The sequence below is a fragment of the Sphingopyxis granuli NBRC 100800 genome (assembly GCF_001591045.1).
GTDB classification, from domain to species: domain Bacteria; phylum Pseudomonadota; class Alphaproteobacteria; order Sphingomonadales; family Sphingomonadaceae; genus Sphingopyxis; species Sphingopyxis granuli.
Genome location: NZ_BCUA01000150.1, coordinates 1 through 4962, shown reverse-complemented (window position 1 = coordinate 4962; position 4962 = coordinate 1). Strand labels below are relative to the sequence as shown.

Below are 4962 nucleotides of genomic sequence, written 5' to 3'. Positions count from 1 at the left end.
GGCTTTCGCCGGGGAACAACTCCCTACTTGCCTGAAGGCTATATATCCCGATCAAGTCCGGGGTGACGATGCGGGATAGGTCGGTTTCCCGGTTGTAGCCGGTCAGCCGATCCTATTCTTCGGTCCGGATCAGGATCATCTCGCCGATCAGCGCGAACAGGATGAACGGCCCCCACGCCGCGAGGAACGGCGGATAGGCGCCCAGATCGCCCATCGCGAGCGCGAAATTGTCGGCGACGAAATAGGCGAAGCCCAGCGCCATGCCCAGGATCGCGCGCACGAACAGCTTGCCCGACCGCGCGAGGCCGAACGCCGCGACGGCGCCGAGCAATGGCATCAATATCGCCGACAGCGGCCCCGAAATCTTGTGCCACAGCACGCCTTTCAGCGCGTCGACCGGCCGCCCCGCGACCTCCAGGTCGTCGATCGCGCTCTTGAGCGCGAGGAAGGGCAGTTCGTCGCCATCGACCTGCGCCAGCGTGAACTGGTCGGGGCGCACCCCCCTGGCGGCGACGATGGTGCCGAGCGGCTCGACCGTTCCCGACCGGCGGATGAAGCGCCGCGCGCCGGTGAATTCCCATCCGCCCGCGACCGCGCGGCCGCTGTCGGCCGACAGCATCGACGCCAGCACGCCGCCCTTGCGTTCGATGATGGTGACGTTGCGGAGCAGCACCGCGGCACCCTTCGTCTCGACCGTTTCGGCGTTGATCAGGTCGTCGCCGGCGCGGACCCAGACGTTGGTGCGGACGCCGGTATCGGGCGGAATCTGCGCATATTCGACCTTCTGCCACGCGCTGAGCGCCGCGGTCGCGCGGGTGACGATGCGTTCGTTGAAGGCGAAGCTGATCCCGGCGACGAGCAGCGCGGCAAGGAACAGCGGCGCGAGCACCTGATGCGCCGACATGCCGGACGCCTTCATCGCGATCACCTCGCTGTTCTGGTTGAGCGTCGCGAGCGTCAATATGGTGCCGAGCAGCACCGAAAAGGGCAGGAAGGTTTCGACGATCTGCGGAAAGCGCAGCCCGACATAGCGCCACACGTCGCTGTCGCTGTTGCCGGCGACCGCCAGTATCTTGCCGCTTTCCCCCAGCAGGTCGAGCGTCTGGAGGATCAGCACCAGCGCGAACAGGATCGCGAAGCTGCGCACCAGAAACAGGCGCCCGACATAGAGCGCCATGGTGCGCGAGGGGAAGAAATGAAGCTGATGCATCAGGTGCGCCGCTGCTTGCGCTGGAAGAGCTGAAGAAGGCCGCGGATGCGCTGCCCCGCCTTCGCGGCGACGCGTTCGAGCGCGCCGATCGGCTGCCCGCCCGGCACATGCGCGAGGGTGTAGTACATCCAGATCGCGAGCGCGGCGAACAGCAGGAAGGGCACCCACAGCGCGATGATCGGATCGATCGTCCCGCGCGCGCCCATATCCTCGGCATATTGGTTGATCTTGTGCTGCGTCACCAGCAGCACGATCGACAGGAAAACCCCTAGCGAACTGGTCGATCGCTTCGGTGGGATGGCCAGCGCGACCGCGAGCAGCGGAATCAGGAACATCGACGCCACCTCGACGATCCGGAAATGGAAATTGGCGCGCGATTCGAGGCGGGTCTTCAGCGGTTCGGCCTTGTCGTTGCCGACGACGAACAGCTCGGGGATGGTCAGCTCGCGGTCGGCGCCGCCGCGGGTGCGGAACGCCTCGATCTTGGGCAGCGGGATCGGCAGGTCGTGATTGTCGAAGCTCAGCACGCGCGGCACGGAGAATTTCGGCGATTCGTGGATCAGCACCCCGTTGGTCAGCCGCAGGATGATCGTGTCGGGATCGTCGGTGGCGAGGAACTGCCCCTGCGCCGCGGTGGCCGATACCCGCTGTCCGTCCTTGTTCTCGCCGCGCACGAAGATGCCGCGCAGGCTGCGGCCGTCGTTGTAGCTTTCCTCGATGCGCAGCGTCATGCGGCTGCCCAGCTTGGTGAACTCGCCGACCTTGATCGAGGCGCCGAGCGCGCCCGAGCGCAGCTCGAACTGCAGCCCTTCATAGGCATAGCGCGCATAGGGCTGGATGAAGCCGACGATGGCGAGGTTGATCAGCGCGAGCGCCAGGGCAAAGACATAGGGCATGCGCATCAGCCGGCCGAAGCTCATGCCGACGCCGCGCAGCACGTCGAGCTCGCTGGTGGTCGCAAGCCGCCGGAAAGCCAGGAGGATGCCGAGCATCAGCCCGATCGGAATGCCGAGCGAGAGATATTCGGGGATCAGATTGGCGAGCATGCGCCAGACGACGCTGACCGGCCCCCCTTCGGTCGCGACGAAATCGAACAGGCGCAGCATCTTTTCCAGCACCAGCAGCATCGCCGACACGACGAGCGTTCCGAGCATGGGGAAGAAGATGAGCCGCGCGATGTAGCGGTCGATGGCGGGTAGTCTATTCAAGCTTTCGTCGCCCCATCACCATGATTTGGCCGCAAATGTTTCCAATATGCCGAGTCAAGGGCGACAGGGACCCATGCCAGCGTGTGCTTCAGCGCGTGCGCAAGCGAACGCCGGCATGGTTATAGCCTCTGGAGGAATTGAGGTCATGTCGAAAATGTTTTTCGCCGCGATGCTCGCCGCCGGCGCCGTCGGAGCGCTGGCAGCGCCCGTTGCCGCGCAGGGCGCGACGCTGGGCCCCTCGGCGCATCTGTGCAACAGCAATGCGACCGCGGTGCTGGTCGACGTGCGCGGTTTCAAGGCGCACACCGGCACGCTGCGCGTCCAGATCTACGATGCGGACAGCAGCTATCTGGAAAAGCGCAAATGGCTGGAACGGGTCGATGTCCCGGTATCCCGGTCGGGCAACATGCAGGTCTGCGTGCCGGTGAAGACGCCGGGCAATTACGTCGTCTCGGTGCGCCACGACATCAACGGCAACGGCAAGTCGGACAAGAGCGACGGCGGCGGCATGTCGGGCAATCCCGACATGAAGGTCACCGATTTCATCTTCAAGCGCAAGCCGAAGCTGGCGGCGGTCAGCTTTGCGGTCGGCGGCACGACCAAGCGCGTGCCGGTCACGCTCAACTATATCAGCGGCCTGTCGTTCGCACCGGTCGATTAGGAAAGGCATGGAGGGGTAGTGGCCAGCGTCGCGCTTCTTTCCAATCCGCGCTCCACGGGCAACCGTTCGCTGTTGCCGCGCGTGCGCGAATATTGCGCGGCGCACCCCGACATCTTTCACTATGAGGTCGAGCATGTCGACCAGATCGGCGAGGCGATCCGCACCATCGCGATGGTCTCGCCGCGCGTCGTCGCGATCAACGGCGGCGACGGCACGGTGCAGGCGGCGCTGACCGAGCTTTATTCGGGCGGTCATTTCGGCGGGTCGCCGCCGCCCGTCGCGGTGCTGCCCAACGGCAAGACCAACCTGATCGCGCTCGACCTCGGCGCGGAGGGCGACCCGATCAAGGCGTTGCGGCGCGTCGTCGAACTGGTCGAGGCCGGATCGCTCGAGGACCATGTCATCGAACGCCAGCTCATCGCGCTCGACAGCGGCGGCGCGCGGCCGGTGCTCGGCATGTTCCTCGGCGGCGCCTATCTCGCCGATGTCATGCTCTATTGCCGCAACCGCATCTATCCGCTCGGCCTGCCGAACGGGCTGTCGCACGTGCTCGCGGCGATTCTCGGCCTGTTCGCGATGGTGCTCGGGATCGGCGGCGGACGCCTGCCGCCCAAGCCGCAGCCGATGACGGTCTCGCTCGTCCGCCAGGGCGAGTTCAAGGGCAAATTCTCGCTGCTGATCATCACGACGCTGGAAAAGCTGCTGCTCAGCATCCGCACCAGCGATGCCCATGGGACCAACGGCCATATGAAGCTGCTCGCGACCGACAGCAGCGTCGGCGCGCTGTTCCGCATGCTCGGCGCGGCCTGGCGCGGCACGCTGGGGCAGAAGCCGCTCGAAGGCGTGCATTTCCAGCAGGGCGACGAAATCCATATCGAGGGCGAGCGTTCGAACGTCATCCTCGACGGCGAGATTTTCGAGACCTCGGGCGGCCGGCCGATCATCCTGACCTCGACCCAGCCGGTGCCCTTCCTGCGTCTCGCAGCCTGAGCGTCGGCCCGTGCGCGACATCGCCAGCCTCGTCCGCGAAGAATTGGCGCTCCCCGTCGATCCGCGCGTCGCGGCGATGGCGGCGGCGATCGCGGCCCGATATCCGGGCAGCGCACGCGCGGTGCTCTTCTATGGGAGCTGTCTGCGCGAGACGCAGCTCGACGGGCTGATGCTCGATTTCTACCTGATCGTCTCCGACTATGGCGATGCCTATCCGAAACGCTGGATGGCGTTCGCCAACCGCCTGATCCCGCCGAACGTCTTTCCCTTTCAGGCGGGCGGGCTGATGGCCAAATATGCGGTGCTCAGCGAAAGCGACTTCCACCGGCTGAACGGGCCGGAGACGCGCAACGTGTCGGTCTGGGCGCGCTTCGCGCAGCCGTCGCGGCTCGTCTGGGCGGTCGACGACACCGCGCGCGACAAGGCGGCGGCGGCGGTGGCGCGCGCGGCGCCGACGCTGCTCGCGGCGGCCGGACGCCTCGGCGGCGAATCGATCCTCGACTGGTGGCGCCGCGCCTTTTCGCTCACCTATTCGGTCGAGCTGCGTGCCGAGCGGGCGAGCCGCGCGCAGTCGGTGGTCGACGCCGATCCCGACCGCTACCGCGATTTCGGCGAGGCCGCCGCCGCGGCCATCCCGGTGGGTGCGCCGAGCGGCGGCTGGACGCGCCGCCGCATCGAGGGCAAGGCGCTCAGCATCGTGCGGCTCGCCAAGGCCAGCCTGACCTATGCCGGCGGGATCGACTATCTGGCGTGGAAGATCAATCGCCACGCGGGCACGAAGATCGAGATCAAGCCCTGGCAGCGCCGCTGGCCGCTGCTCGCCGCGCTGACGCTGGTCCCGCGCCTGATGCGGAGCGGCGCGATCCGCTAGAACATGATGACATGAGTTGGAA

Annotated in this window: 5 protein-coding genes; 3 read left to right on the top strand and 2 right to left on the bottom strand. The window is 66.5% G+C overall.

Going from position 1 to position 4962, the window contains the following annotated elements:
• Nucleotides 1–112: 112 nt before the first annotated feature.
• Together lptG and lptF are read right to left on the bottom strand one after the other, a co-directional pair.
• Nucleotides 113–1210 carry an LPS export ABC transporter permease LptG gene (gene lptG / locus SGR02S_RS18945; protein WP_067113744.1) on the bottom strand — a complete coding sequence of 366 codons (1098 nt, stop codon included), beginning with the start codon at nt 1208–1210 and terminating at the stop codon, nt 113–115.
• Nucleotides 1210–2418, bottom strand: coding sequence for an LPS export ABC transporter permease LptF (lptF, locus tag SGR02S_RS18940; protein ID WP_082737077.1), 1209 nt, complete (start codon nt 2416–2418; stop codon nt 1210–1212). The genes lptG and lptF overlap by 1 nt, the downstream gene beginning before the upstream one ends.
• A 145-nt stretch (nt 2419–2563) precedes the next feature.
• Between lptF and SGR02S_RS18935 the strand changes: the two genes are divergently transcribed.
• The 3 genes from SGR02S_RS18935 to SGR02S_RS18925 are packed head-to-tail and all read left to right on the top strand — an operon-like array spanning nt 2564 to nt 4940.
• On the top strand, nt 2564–3079 hold the full coding sequence (locus SGR02S_RS18935) for a DUF2141 domain-containing protein (protein WP_076073954.1): 516 nt from the start codon (nt 2564–2566) through the stop codon (nt 3077–3079).
• 18 nt (nt 3080–3097) lie between these two features.
• Nucleotides 3098–4069 (top strand): diacylglycerol/lipid kinase family protein, encoded by a 972-nt coding sequence (locus SGR02S_RS18930; RefSeq protein WP_067113740.1) that lies wholly within the window; start codon nt 3098–3100, stop codon nt 4067–4069.
• Between the two features lie 10 nt (nt 4070–4079).
• The gene (locus tag SGR02S_RS18925) at nt 4080–4940 is read left to right on the top strand and encodes a hypothetical protein (RefSeq protein WP_067113738.1); all 861 of its coding nucleotides are present in this window, start codon (nt 4080–4082) and stop codon (nt 4938–4940) included.
• Nucleotides 4941–4962 lie beyond the last annotated feature (22 nt).